Source organism: Verrucosispora sp. SN26_14.1 (assembly GCF_004307965.1).
Taxonomy (GTDB): domain Bacteria; phylum Actinomycetota; class Actinomycetes; order Mycobacteriales; family Micromonosporaceae; genus Micromonospora.
Window position 1 is genome coordinate 18652 of record NZ_SISL01000025.1, and the last position, 12259, is coordinate 30910.

Annotated in this window: 11 protein-coding genes; 5 read left to right on the plus strand and 6 right to left on the minus strand. The window is 71.8% G+C overall.

Features of this window, described 5'->3' with window-relative positions; all coding sequences use genetic code 11:
* Positions 1-17: 17 nt before the first annotated feature.
* On the plus strand, positions 18-869 hold the full coding sequence (locus tag EYA84_RS04855; RefSeq protein WP_201272289.1) for a DUF4253 domain-containing protein: 852 nt from the start codon (positions 18-20) through the stop codon (positions 867-869).
* A 12-nt stretch (positions 870-881) separates the two neighbouring features.
* Here EYA84_RS04855 and EYA84_RS04860 read toward each other — a convergent pair whose 3' ends face one another.
* Positions 882-1733 carry an endonuclease/exonuclease/phosphatase family protein gene (locus tag EYA84_RS04860; RefSeq protein ID WP_236145595.1) on the minus strand — a complete coding sequence of 284 codons (852 nt, stop codon included), beginning with the start codon at positions 1731-1733 and terminating at the stop codon, positions 882-884.
* Positions 1734-1882: 149 nt separating this feature from the next.
* Positions 1883-3268, minus strand: coding sequence for a short-chain fatty acyl-CoA regulator family protein (locus EYA84_RS04865; RefSeq protein WP_131051798.1), 1386 nt, complete (start codon positions 3266-3268; stop codon positions 1883-1885).
* 172 nt (positions 3269-3440) lie between these two features.
* Here EYA84_RS04865 and aceA point away from each other — a divergent pair, with 172 nt between their 5' ends.
* Together aceA and aceB are read left to right on the plus strand one after the other, a co-directional pair.
* The gene (gene aceA / locus EYA84_RS04870; protein WP_131051799.1) at positions 3441-4721 is read left to right on the plus strand and encodes an isocitrate lyase; all 1281 of its coding nucleotides are present in this window, start codon (positions 3441-3443) and stop codon (positions 4719-4721) included.
* Entirely contained in the window at positions 4718-6331 is a 1614-nt protein-coding gene (aceB, locus tag EYA84_RS04875) for a malate synthase A (RefSeq protein ID WP_131051800.1), read from the plus strand. The genes aceA and aceB overlap by 4 nt, the downstream gene beginning before the upstream one ends.
* Positions 6332-6940: 609 nt before the next feature.
* Here aceB and sthA read toward each other — a convergent pair.
* Complete coding sequence (sthA, locus tag EYA84_RS04880; RefSeq protein WP_131051801.1) at positions 6941-8344, minus strand: Si-specific NAD(P)(+) transhydrogenase; 1404 nt, start codon at positions 8342-8344, stop codon at positions 6941-6943.
* A gap of 148 nt (positions 8345-8492) precedes the next feature.
* On the opposite strand from sthA, the gene EYA84_RS04885 reads away from it, so the two are divergent.
* Together EYA84_RS04885 and EYA84_RS04890 are read left to right on the plus strand one after the other, a co-directional pair.
* Positions 8493-9134, plus strand: a complete 642-nt coding sequence (locus EYA84_RS04885) for a heme oxygenase (biliverdin-producing) (RefSeq protein WP_131051802.1) — start codon at positions 8493-8495, stop codon at positions 9132-9134.
* On the plus strand, positions 9131-9445 hold the full coding sequence (locus EYA84_RS04890) for a DUF2470 domain-containing protein (RefSeq protein ID WP_162854330.1): 315 nt from the start codon (positions 9131-9133) through the stop codon (positions 9443-9445). The genes EYA84_RS04885 and EYA84_RS04890 overlap by 4 nt, the downstream gene beginning before the upstream one ends.
* A 45-nt stretch (positions 9446-9490) precedes the next feature.
* On the opposite strand, the gene EYA84_RS04895 is transcribed toward EYA84_RS04890, so the two are convergent.
* The 3 genes from EYA84_RS04895 to EYA84_RS04905 all read right to left on the minus strand — a co-directional run.
* Positions 9491-10306: a heme ABC transporter ATP-binding protein gene (locus EYA84_RS04895; protein ID WP_201272290.1), complete on the minus strand. Its 816-nt coding sequence runs from the start codon at positions 10304-10306 to the stop codon at positions 9491-9493.
* Positions 10303-11331, minus strand: coding sequence for an iron ABC transporter permease (locus EYA84_RS04900; protein WP_131051804.1), 1029 nt, complete (start codon positions 11329-11331; stop codon positions 10303-10305). Before EYA84_RS04900 ends, EYA84_RS04895 begins: the two co-directional genes overlap by 4 nt.
* On the minus strand, positions 11328-12259 hold a 932-nt coding region (locus tag EYA84_RS04905), incomplete at its 5' end, for a hemin ABC transporter substrate-binding protein (protein ID WP_131051805.1). The genes EYA84_RS04905 and EYA84_RS04900, both read right to left, overlap by 4 nt.

Sequence of the window (12259 nt, forward strand, 5' to 3'; positions counted from 1 at the left end):
GACTATCCTCACGCCTCGTGACCTCGCAGTTGAACGACCTTCCCACCGATCTGGCCGAGCTGTTCGCCGACGCGCAGCCGCACCGCCGCACCCTGCCCGTGTCGCTTCCGCCCGGCCGGACGGTCCGCAGCGAGGAGGCACCCGACGAGCGTCCCGCGCTGTGGCTCAGCGACGGCCCGGCCCCGTCCGGACTGTGGCCGGAGCTGCACGCGGCGCACGCGACGTCGGGGCTGTGGCCGCTGCTCCTCGACCACCTGCACGGCGACCCGGATCGCCCCTGGGCCGACGGCGAGCTGTGGCCGGCGAGCAGTTCCGACCCGGCGGAGCACGACCCCGAGCGGCTGCTGGCCGGATGGTGGTCCGACCACACCACCGACTACGAGGGCGGTGAGCCGACCAGCCGACAGCTCGCCGTCTCCGCGCCGTACGGCCAGGACTGGCCCGGCCTGGCGGCACCGGCGTCGCCCCGGGTGACGCCGCAGGAGCACGCCGACCACTGGGCCGAGCAGTTGTCGCTGGCCCAGCCCGACATGCGGCTCGGTCTGGTCGCCGCCGAGCGGGGCAGCGACGCGCTCGCCGTCCTCGGCTGGCAGGGGCCGGTGAACTACACCAACGACGCCGGCCGGCTCTCCGCGGTGCTGCGCAGCTGGGAGGAGCGGTTCGGGGTACGCGTGATCGGCCTCGGCTTCGCCGAGCTGTACCTCTCGGTCGCCGCCCCGCCGACGACCGTCGACGAGGCGCTGCCGATCGCCGCCGAGCACTTCGCCTTCTGCCCGGACAACATCTGGCAGGGGCAGAGCCCGTGCACGCTCGCCGGCTACGCGGACCGCATCGTCAACGCTCCGACCTGGGCGTTCTGGTGGGACTGACGGTCCGGGTCGTCAGGCGGCGGGGTTCTCGGCCCGCTCGGTGGTGAGGGTGACCAGGAACGCCGCGTGGTCGGTGGTGCCGCGCATGTCGATCGATCTGCTGGCGGTGATCGTCAGGTCCGGGGTGGCCATGAACTGCTGCACCCCGCCGTCGTGCAGGTGCTGGTAGTCGGCGGGTACGCAGGACCGCACGTCGGGCGTGCCGCCGTGCCGCAGGTTGAGGTCGCCGCTGACCACCGTCGGCTGATAGCCGGCACCGGCGTGCAGCTCGGGTACGGCCACCCCGAGCAGGTGCCCGCACTGGGCCAGCGCCAGCGTCGAGCTGGTGTACGCCAGGTGCGTGGTGCACGCGTAGAAGACGGTGCTGGCGTCCACGCAGAGCCAGGCGCGCTGCTCGGGGTCGGCCGGGTCCTGCGCCGGGAAGACCCCCCGGTGCAGCTCGTGCCCCTGGTACGGGTCGGCGACGTGGGCCAGCACGCCGACGCCGTACTGCTGGCCGTTGACGCAGCGGTAGGGCTCGCCGGTGCGGCCGTTGCGGGCGGGCTGGAAGGCCGCGACCACGGTGCCGGAGTGCACGCCGGTCATGGCGCGCTCCAACGCGTCCACGTCACCGGAGCAGATCTCGTTGAGCGTGACGATGTCCGGGCGTTCGGCGCGGATCACCTCGGCGGCCTGGTCCACCGCCCGCCCGGTGTAGCAGCCCAGGGCCATGCCGCTGTTGCAGAGGTTCATCTGGAGCACCCGCAACGGGGCGGGCGTGGTGGGCGGGGCGGTCACCGAGCAGCCGGCCAGCAGCGCGGTGGCCGCGAGCAGGCCGAGGGCGGCGCGCAGCGGACGGGGGACGCGGAAGCGACGACGAGCCAATGCACCTGCCCTGGACGTGCGGAGGGGTGGCAAGTGTATCGGCAGCTCCGTCGCGGTCGTGACGCTGCGCGACCGGCGTCGTCGGGGTGGGTGGCCACGCCGGTGGCCCGGACCGGCCGGTCCGGGCCATGCGCGCCGGACGCCGGCTTTCAGTCCCGCAACGGGTACGGGATGAAGGTGCTGCGGTTCTCGTCCAGGTCCAGGTGCCGGCTGATCGGTGGGGCGGCCCGCTGCGGGCAGCTCATCCGCTCGCAGGTCTTGCAGCCCGGCCCGATCGGGATGGCCGCCTCGGCCGCGTGCAGGTCCACCCCGGTGGAGTAGACCAACCGCCCGGCGTGCCGCGTCTCGCAGCCCAGCCCGATCGCGTACACCTTGCCGGGTTGGCCGTAGCCGCCGTGGTGGCGGGTGATGGTGCGGGCGATCCAGAGGTACCGCTGCCCGTCGGGCATCGCGGCGACCTGGGTGACCACCCGGCCGGGCGCGCCGAACGCCTCGTAGACGTTCCACAGGGGGCAGGTGCCGCCGGTGCGGGAGAACGGGAAACCGGTGGCGGACTGCCGTTTGGACATGTTGCCGGCCCGGTCCACCCGGACGAAGGAGAACGGCACGCCGCGCGCCCGGGGGCGTTGCAGGGTGCTGAGCCGGTGGCAGACCGTCTCCCAGCCCAGCGCGTAGTGCTGGGTCAGCAGGTCGATGTCGTAGCGGCGCTGCTCGGCGGCGGCCAGGAAGTGCTCGTACGGCAGCAGCAGTGCCGCCGCGAAGTAGTTGGCCAACCCGACCCGGGTCAGGATCTGGGTCTGCACGTCGTCGAAGTTCTCCGACTCGACGATCTCGTCGATCACGTCGGCGCACTCCAGCAACGCGATCTGCGCGGCCATCCGCATCGCCTCCTGTCCGCCCCGCAGTGAGGTGGACAGGTGCAGGGTGCGGGTCTGCGGGCGATAGCGGTGCAACTCGCCGCCGAGCGAGCCGGGCTCCTCGCGGGTGACGCGTACCCCGTGTCGCTGCGCCAACCGGTCGCGCAGCAGGACGCGCACCTCGCCGCGACGCAGCGCCATCCGGGCGGCCAACCGCTCGGCCTCCTCGTCCAGGTCCGGCACGTAGTTCTGCCGACGGTAGAAGAACTCGGTCACCTGGTCGTGTGGGCTGCGCCCGATCCGCTCCCGGTCGCCGACCAGCTCGGCGAGCTGCTCGTCGGCCTGCTGGTAGCGGCGGTGCAGGTCGATGACGGCGGCGGCGACCTCGGGCAGGCGGGTGGCGAGCTCGGTGAGTTCGGTGATGCCGGCCCGGGCGGGCAGCGCCTCGCGCAGCCCGGCGACCAGGCGCGGGGTGTCGTGCGCGGCGAACACCGTCGGGTCGACGCCGAACAGCTCCGTGATGCGCAGCAGCACCGGCACGGTCAGCGGGCGGGTGTCGTGCTCGATCTGGTTCAGGTAGCTCGGGGAGATGCTGAGGTGACGGGCCAGCTCCGTCTGGCTCATCCCGCGTTCCTCGCGCAGCCGGCGCAGACGGGCGCCGGCAAAGGTCTTGGTCATCGCCTCGCCTCCCGGTCGGCGGATGGGGTCGGGCCACATTAGCACTGCTGCGAATAGAGCCTTTCACAACTTTGCAAAATCGCTCTTCGGCTTTTCAATAATTGGCTCTTTCCGTCTCTCGACCGGCCCTGACAGGCCGTGTGACCGTGTGTGACACAGAAATCCGAAGGGGATGAATACGATGCTTTCCGCGGTCGAGCAGTTGCAGCACGAATGGGAGACCAACCCCCGCTGGCGGGGAGTACGGCGCAGCTACCGCGCCGAGGACGTCATCCGGTTGCGCGGCGCCATCCAGGAGGAGCACACCCTGGCCCGGCACGGCGCCAACCGGCTGTGGCGGCTGCTCACCAGCGAGGACTACGTGCACGCGCTGGGGGCGCTCACCGGCAACCAGGCGGTGCAGATGGTCCGGGCCGGGCTCAAGGCGATCTACCTGTCCGGCTGGCAGGTGGCCGCCGACGCCAACCTGGCCGGGCACACCTACCCGGACCAGAGCCTCTACCCGGCCAACTCGGTGCCGGCCGTGGTGCGCCGGATCAACAACGCGCTGCTGCGGGCGGCCCAGATCACCACCGCCGAGGGCGACACGTCGGGCATCGACTGGCTGGCCCCGATCGTCGCCGACGCGGAGGCCGGTTTCGGCGGCGTGCTCAACGCGTACGAGCTGATGAGCGCGATGATCGCGGCCGGCGCGGCCGGGGTGCACTGGGAGGACCAGCTCGCCGCCGAGAAGAAGTGCGGCCACCTCGGCGGGAAGGTGCTCATCCCCACCGGTCAGCACATCCGCACACTGGAGGCGGCCCGGCTCGCCGCCGACGTCGCCGGGGTGCCGACCGTGGTGGTGGCCCGCACCGACGCGCAGGCGGCCACGCTGCTCACCACCGACGTGGACGAGCGGGACCGCCCCTTCGTCACCGGCGAGCGCACCCCGGAGGGCTTCTACCGCGTCCGCAACGGCATCGCGCCGTGCATCGCCCGGGGGCTCGCGTACGCCCCGCACTCCGACCTGCTCTGGATGGAGACCAGCAAGCCGGACCTGGAGGTCGCCCGCCGCTTCGCCGAGGCGATCAAGGACGAGTACCCGGACCAGCTACTCGCCTACAACTGCTCGCCGTCGTTCAACTGGCGCAAGCACCTCGACGACGCCACCATCGCCAAGTTCCAGCGCGAACTCGGCCACATGGGATACCGGTTCCAGTTCATCACGCTGGCCGGCTTCCACGCGCTGAACTACTCGATGTTCGACCTGGCCCGGGGTTACGCCGCCGAGGGGATGCCGGCGTACGTGTCGCTCCAGGAGCGGGAGTTCGCGGCCGAGGCGGCCGGTTACACCGCGGTCAAGCACCAGCGCGAGGTGGGCACCGGCTACTTCGACCTGATCAGCACGGTGCTCAACCCGACCGCCGAGACCACCGCGCTGCGGGGTTCGACCGAAGAGGAGCAGTTCGCATGAGGTACGAGATCATCGGCCCGGTGGCGGAGCGCTTCGCCGAGGTGCTCACCGCCGAGGCGCTGGAGTTCCTGGTCACGCTGGACAGCGAGTTCTCGGCTCGCCGGGTGGCGTTGCTGGACACCCGGCGGGCCCGCCGGGACCGGTTCGCCACCGGCCAGTTGCCCGACTTCCTGCCGGAGACCATCGGCGTCCGCGCCGACCCGAGCTGGCGGGTGGCGCCGCCCGCCCCCGGCCTGGAGGACCGGCGGGTCGAGATCACCGGCCCGCCGGACCGCAAGATGACGGTCAACGCGCTCAACTCCGGGGCCCGGGTGTGGCTCGCCGACTTCGAGGACGCCACCGCCCCCACCTGGGACAACGTCATCCGTGGGCAGCTCAACCTGATGGACGCGCTGGACCGGCGGATCGACTTCACCGACGCGCGCGGCAAGCGGTACTCCCTCGGCGACGACCTGGCGACCATCGTGGTCCGTCCGCGTGGTTGGCATCTGGTGGAGAAGGGGATCGTGGTGGACGGTCGGCCGATCTCGGCCAGCCTGGTCGACTTCGGGCTCTATCTCTTCCACTGCGCCCGACGGCAACTCGCGGCCGGCGCGGGACCGTACTTCTATCTGCCGAAGCTGGAGGACCACCGCGAGGCGCGGCTCTGGAACGACATTTTCGTCTTCGCCCAGCACTACCTGCGGCTGCCGCAGGGCACGATCCGGGCGACCACCCTGATCGAGACGATCACCGCCGCGTTCGAGATGGAGGAGATCCTCTACGAGCTGCGGGAGCACTCGGCGGGACTGAATGCCGGACGGTGGGACTACATCTTCAGCATCATCAAGAACTTCGGGCAGTGGCCGGACTTCGTCCTGCCGGACCGCGCCGAGGTCACGATGACCGTGCCGTTCATGCGCGCGTACACGGAGCTGCTGGTGCGGACCTGTCACCGGCGCGGGGCGCACGCGATCGGCGGCATGGCCGCGTTCGTGCCCAGCCGGGACCCGGAGGTCAACGAGACGGCGCTGAGTCGGGTGCGGGCCGACAAGCAGCGCGAGGCCGCAGCCGGTTTCGACGGCTCCTGGGTGGCCCACCCCGGCCTGGTGCCGACCTGCCGCGAGGAGTTCGACGCGGTGCTCGGCGCACGCCCGCACCAGCTCGACCGGCAGCGCGACGACGTCGAGGTCACCGCCGCCGACCTGCTCGCCGTGGACAAGACCCCCGGTCAGGTCACCGAGGCGGGCCTGCGATCCAACATCGCGGTGGCGCTGCGTTACGTCGACGCCTGGCTCGGCGGGGCCGGTGCGGTGGCGCTGTGGAACCTGATGGAGGACGCGGCGACCGCCGAGATCGCCCGCTGCCAGGTCTGGCAGTGGCTGCACCACGGAACGCCGCTGGCCGGTGGCGGCAGCGTCACGGAGGAGCGGGTCCGGGCGATCCTCGACGAGGAGTTGGTCGCCCTGGTCGAGGGGCGCGGGAACGCCGCCGAGCGCGAGCGTGCCGAGCACGCGGCGCGCATCGTCGAGGAGACCGCGCTCGGTGAGGACCTGCCCGCCTTCTTCACCACCGGCGCGTACGCCCGCCACCTCAGCCCGGTGCGTTGCCCTGCTCCGGTCACCGTCTGAGCGTCCACCGTCGGGCGCGGGCGCTGGTGGCGGGTTTGGACCGGGGCCGACGGTGGGTCCGGCCGACGCCCGGTGCCTGGGTCATGTCGGCCGGGCCCGGCCGTCCGTCGGGAGCGGTGGCGGATCGTCGTCGGGCCGGTGCGGGTCGTGCTGGTTGTGGCGCTGTCGAGCTGAGAGCGTCAACGGATCGGGACTTCCTCTGGCCGCCGGTGGGCGATGCTGACCCGTGCCCGGACTCGGAGCCGTGCCCGGACTCGGAGCCGTGCCTGGACTCGGACCTTTCCCAACCTCGACCCTTGGCCAGGCTCGGACCGTCGACAGATACGCACCTTGCCGAGGCTCGGACGTTGTCCAGGCTCGGACCTGTGTCGGGGGCGGGGGTGGGAACGGGCTCCGGACACGGCGTCCGGCGAGGTGGTCAGGGCGAATGATCGGCGGGCAGTCGGTGAGGCTGAACGGCTGCGGGGCCCAAGCGGTCGCGGTCGCGGAGTGGCGATGGCCCACCGGCCGAACGGTCTCGACGGGCGACGGCATAAACGGGTCAGCTCGACAGTGCTCCCAGCAGACACCACCAGGGCAGCATCGCAGCACCGCACGATCGCCGGGCGCTCAGGTGTCGATCCGGGTTATGTTGCGGATCTTGTTGGACGCGTCCAGCGCCGCGACCTTGTAGGCCTCGGCCAGCGTCGGGTAGTTGAACACCGTGTCGACCAGGTAGTCGACCGTTCCACCGCAGCCCATCACCGCCTGTCCGATGTGGACGATCTCGGTGGCGCCGGTGCCGAAGACGTGGACGCCCAGCAGTCGGCCGTCGTCCGGCGAGACGAGCAGCTTCAGCATGCCGTACGAGTCGCCGACGATCTGGCCGCGCGCCAGCTCGCGGTAGCGGGCGACGCCCACCTCGAACGGTGTGGCGCTCTCGGTCAGCTCGTCCTCGGTCTTCCCGACGAAGCTGATCTCCGGGATGGTGTAGATGCCGATCGGCTGCAACTCGTGCATCGGGCGTTCCGGCTCGCCGCAGGCGTGCTGGGCGGCCAGCCGGCCCTGCTCCATCGAGGTGGAGGCCAGGGCCGGGAAACCGATCACGTCACCGACGGCGTAGATGTTCTCCACGGTGGTCCGGTAGTTCGCGTCGACCTCGATCCGGCCGCGCCGGTCGGCGGTCAGTCCGGCCGCCTCCAGGTCCAGCCCGTCGGTCTGGCCCTGCCGTCCGGCCGAGTACATCACCGTGTCGGCGACGATCCGCTTGCCGCTCTTGAGTACGCACAGCGCCGCGTTCTGGTGCTTCTCCACCGCGGCGACCTCCTCGCCGAAGCGGAACGTCACCGACAGGTCGCGCAGGTGGTACTTGAGCGACTCGATGATCTCCTCGTCACAGAAGTCGAGCATCCGCTCGCGACGTTCCACCACGGTGACCTTCGTGCCCAGCGCGGCGAACATGGAGGCGTACTCCATGCCGATCACGCCCGCGCCGACCACGACCATGCTGCGCGGCACGGCCTGGAGGTTGATGACCCCGTCGGAGTCGACGATGGTCCGGTCGTCGAAGTCGACGCTGTCCGGTCGGGCCGGTCTGGTGCCGGCGGCGATGATGGCCTTGTCGAACGTGATCTTCGAATCCCGTCCGGAGCCGCCGTCGACCCAGACCGAGTGCGGGTCGGCGAAGCGGCCGGTGCCGGTGATCAGGGTGACCCGGTTGCGGGTCAACTGGTTGCGGATGACGTCGGTCTGTCGGTTGATCACGTGTTGGGTGCGGGCCGCCAGGTCGCTGACGGTGATCTCGTCCTTCACCCGGTAGCTGCTGCCGTACAGGTCTCGTTGGCTCAGGCCGGTCAGATAGAGCACGGCCTCGCGCAGGGTTTTCGAGGGGACGGTGCCGGTGTTGATGCAGACTCCGCCGAGCATGTCGCGTCGATCCACGACGGCCACCCGTCGGCCGAGTTTGGCGGCGGCGATGGCGGCCTTCTGACCGCTCGGCCCTGAGCCCAGTACCAACAGGTCGTAGTCATACACGATCACTAGCGTCGCAAGATGTGGTGGACCGCGCCAGGCCAGGCGACCAAGCGGAACAAGGGTTTACCTTCCTGGAATGTTGACCTGGTGCCCTCTCCCCACCGACCGATGATCATGATAGGTTAGCCTTACCTAACAGGAGGTGTTCATGGGGTTCGCCGCACAGGTGCGCGAGTTGACCAGGGCGGACCACCGGGCCGCGCAGAACGTGACGTATTTCGACGCCCTGTTGTCGGGGCAGCTCGACCGGGCCGGGTACGCCGCGTTGCTGGAGCAGCTCCACGTCGTCTACCAGACGTTGGAGGAGGCCGCCGAGGCGATGCGGGACGACCCGGTCGCCGGGCCGTTCGTCGTGGAGGAACTGCGCCGCCTGCCCCGCATCGTCGACGACCTGCGGTTCCTGCACGGCCCCGACTGGGCCACCCGGATCGCGCCGAGCCCCGCCACCCGGCAGTACCAGGAACGCCTGCGCGAGGTCGCGTTCACCTGGCCGGCGGGCTTCGTCGCCCACCACTACACGCGGTACATGGGCGACCTCTCCGGCGGGCAGGTGATGGTACGGGCGGTACGCCGCACGTTCGGCCTCGACACCGACGGCGTCCGGTTCTTCCTCTTCCCCGACCTGGACGCGGCCGCCTTCAAGCAGCACTACCGCGAGTTGCTCGACACGGCACCGTGGGACGAGGTCGAGCGGCAGCGCTTCCTGGACGAGGTGTCGTGGGCGTACCGGCTGAACACCGAGATGATCGCCGAGCTGGGCCGGGACGTGGCGCAGGGGAGTGCGGCGTGAACGCGGCGGACCCGTTCCCGCCCGACGTGGTGTCGGCCGTCATGCGGCACATGAACACCGACCACGCCGACGACTGCCGGCTGATCTGCCAGGGCCTGGGCGGTCGACCGACCGCCACCGCGGCGACCATGTCCGGGATGGACGCCGAGGCGATGTACTTCGCGGCCACCGTGGACGGTGCCCCGGTCCCGGTGCGGGTGCCCTTCAGTGCCCCGCTCACCGAGCGGCGGCAGATCCGGGCCGAGGCCGCCCGGATGTACCGGGAGGCGTGTGCGGCGCTGGGCCTGACCCCACGGCCCGACGCGAGCTGATTCCGTGCTGTGTACGACGGCCCGCCGGTCACCACCGGCGGGCCGTCAACCGTCCGTGCGGACCGGCAGCACCAGCGGTACGCCGGTGCGCGGGTGCGGCAGCACCTCGATCTCGTGCTGGTAGACCTCGCTGAGTCGGTCGGCGGTGAGCACCTCGACCGGTGGCCCGTCGGCGACCAGCCGCCCACCGGCCAGCAACGCGATCCGGTCCGCGTACGCGGCGGCAAGCGCCAGGTCGTGCAGGACGACCACCACGGCACCGCCCTGACGGGCCCGCTCGCGTGCCAACCGGAGCACCAACTCCTGGTGGTGCAGGTCCAGCGCGGCGGTCGGTTCGTCCAGCAGGAGCATCGGGGTGCGTTGGGCGAGTACCCGGGCCAGCGCCACCCGCGCCTGCTCGCCACCGGAGAGCGCCGAGAAGACCCGGTCGGTGAAGGACTCCGTGCCGGTCAGCCGCATTGCCTCGCGGATCGCGTCGTCGTCCTCGTCGGCGTACCGCGTACCGGCCCAGGGTGCGCGGCCCATCGCGACCACCTCGCCGACGGTGAACGGGAACGTCATGGTGGCCCGTTGTGGCAGCATCGCGCGGAGTCGGGCCAGCTCGACCGGAGCCCAGCGGTGCAGCGGCCGGTCGGCGAACGCGATGTCGCCGCACGCCGGTGCCAGGTCGCCGCAGATCGCGCCGAGCAGGGTGCTCTTGCCGGCGCCGTTCGGCCCGACCAGCGCCAGCAGTTCCCCGCCCCGCACGTCGAGGGTGACGTCGGTCAGGATCGGTCGGCCGCCGCGCCGGACACCCAACCCGTCCACCCGCAGGCGGACCGGATCGCGACCGATCGCCGGCACCGCCGTACGCCGCCTCATCCCCATCCTCCCGCCCGGGTCCGGGTCCGGCGCAGCAACCAGAAGAAGCACGGGCCGCCCACCACGGCGGTCAGCACGCCGAGCGGTAGTTCCTGGTAGTCGACCAGGGTGCGGGCGGCCAGGTCCCCGGCGACGACCACGATGGCCCCGCCCAGCGCGCTGGCCGGCAGGAGCAGCCGGTGACCCGGCCCGGCGACCATCCGGACCAGGTGCGGCACGACCAGCCCGACGAAGGAGATCACGCCGGTGAAGGCCACCGCGGCGGCACCGAGCAGCGCGGTCACCCCGATCATGGCCAGCCGCAACCGTTCCACGTGGACGCCCAGGTGCCGGGCCGACCGGTCACCGAGGGCGAGCAGGTCCAGGCGGCGGGCGGTGGCGGCGGCGATCGCGATGCCGACCGCCGCACACGGCAGGGTCACTCCCACTGCCGCCCAGTTGGCCTGCGCCAGGCTGCCGAGCTGCCAGAACGCGATGGCGCGTACGGCGTCGGCGTCGCCGAAGAACATCAGCAGGCCGATCAGCGCGCCGGCCACCGCGTTGACCGCGATGCCGGTCAGGACCAGCGTGACCACCTCGGTGCGTCCGCCGGTGCGGGACATCGAGTAGACCAGCGCGGTGGCGGCGAGACCGCCCAGGAACGCGCCGGCCGCGACGGTCCAGCCGCCGAGCGTGGCGACGCCGGTGACGATGACCGTGGCGGCGCCGACCGCGGCGCCCGAGGAGACGCCGATGACGCCCGGCTCGGCCAGTGGGTTGCCGAAGACGCCCTGCATCAGCGCGCCGGCGCAGCCGAGTGCCGCGCCGACGATGACGGCGAGTACGACCCGGGGGAACCGCACCACCCAGAGGGCGCTCTCCCCGTGCGGGGCGCTCGGCAGGGGACCGACGTCGAGCCCGATGCGGTGCAGCAGTGATCCGAGCACCTCGGCGGGCGGCACCTGGACCTGCCCGGTGCCGGCCGCGACGAGGCAGAGCAGGACCAGGGCGACGCTCAGCCCGACCAGGAGCAGGGGCCGTCTCATGTGCACGGTCGGTGGACAGCCTCGGCGAGGGCCTGGATGGTGCGGCCGGTCCGCGCCCCGAAGCTCAGCAGCATCCCGTCGTCCATGTCCACGATCCGGCGGTGCCGACCGGCCGGGGTCTGGCCGACGCCGGGCAGGGCGAGCAGGCCGTCCACGCCCTTGACCGACTCCAGCCCCTCGGTCATCACCAGGATGACGTCCGGTGCCGCGTTGATCAGACCCTCGCTGGTCAGCGGCCGGAACCGGGACAACCCGATCTCGGTGCCGGCGTCGGTCGCGCCGATCGCCCGGATCATCTCGTCGGAGCCGGCGCCCTTGCCGCCGATCAGGTACACCCCGGCGGTGCCCCGCACATAGAGGAACGCGATGCGCAGTGGCGGGCCGTCCGCCGGGGCGCTGCGGCGGGCCTCGGCGATCTCCGCCTCCACCCGGGACACGAGGAGGTCCCCGGCCGCCGGTACGCCGAGGGCGGCGGCGATGGCGCGGATGTTGCGGGGGATGGCGGCGAGGCTCTGCTCGTCGTCGATCAGGACCACCGGGATGCCGGCGCGACGGAGCTGGTTGAGCACCTCGGGTGGGCCGATGCTGGTGTCGGCGAGTACCACCGTGGGGTTCAGCCGCAGCACCGCCTCGGCGGCCAGGTCGTGTCCGGCCGGCGTGACCACCGGCAGGTGCGTGGCGGCGGCGAAGGTGGTGGAGGTGTCCCGCCCGATCACCCGGCCGCCGAGGCCGAGGCTGAAGACGATCTCGGCGATGGAGCCGTACAGGTTCACCGCGAGGATGCGGCTGGCGTCGGTGACGGTGACCGTCGTCCCATCGGCGGAGTCCACGGTGACCGGCAGGTTGCTGCCGGGGTCGCCGCCGACCGGGACGACGTCGGTGTCGGTCACCACGGCGGTGGCGGGCCCGCAGCCGGTCGCCGTGGTTG